The organism is Streptomyces sp. NPDC059080 (assembly GCF_042739975.1).
GTDB classification, from domain to species: domain Bacteria; phylum Actinomycetota; class Actinomycetes; order Streptomycetales; family Streptomycetaceae; genus Streptomyces; species Streptomyces benahoarensis.
This window is the reverse complement of sequence record NZ_JBHYGX010000005.1, coordinates 208,835-209,420: the sequence shown is the minus strand read 5'-3', so window position 1 is coordinate 209,420 and position 586 is coordinate 208,835. Positions and strand designations below refer to the sequence as shown.

The following is a 586-nucleotide window of genomic DNA, read 5'->3' as shown; positions in this document are numbered from 1 at the left end:
GCGGCGCGCCGGGGGGCGGCGGCGCGGGGGGCGCCCCCCCGGCCCCGGGGGGCCCGCGCCCGGGGCCCCGGGGGCGGGGGGGGGGGGGGCGCCCGCCCCCCCGGCCCCCGCCGCCCGGGCGGCGCAGGCCCTCCCCGGGCACCACGGTCCGGTCGACATCCGTACCGCGCCCGGCGCGCTGCCGCCGGTCCTGCTGCTGGCCGCCGAACGCGACGGCGCCACGCCCTACCCGGGCGCCCTCGGACTCCAGGAGCGTCTGCCGGGCTCGTCCCTGGTCACCGAGAACGGCGCTGGAACCCACGGCATCGCGTACGGCCCCAACACCTGCGTGAACGCGCATGTGGAGGCGTATCTGCTGCACGGCACCGTCCCCGGGCACCGGGTGTACTGCGCGCCCCGCGCCGAGCCGAAGCCGGGCGACGGGACGCGGGCCACCGGGAAGGCCCGGAAGGGCGCGACGAGCCCCCGGTAAGCCGGAAGACACAGCGACGGGGGGGGGGGCCCCCCGGGGGGGGGGCCCCCCCCGCGGGGGGGGGGCGCGCGCCCCCCCGGGCCGCCCCCCCCCCGCGCCCCCTAGACCCCCCGC

At 84.1% G+C, this 586-nt stretch carries 1 protein-coding gene; it reads left to right on the top strand.

The window, feature by feature from the left end:
- The coding region (locus tag ACFWWQ_RS05935; RefSeq protein WP_384590757.1) for an alpha/beta hydrolase at positions 1-472 on the top strand (472 nt) is incomplete at its 5' end.
- Positions 473-586 lie beyond the last annotated feature (114 nt).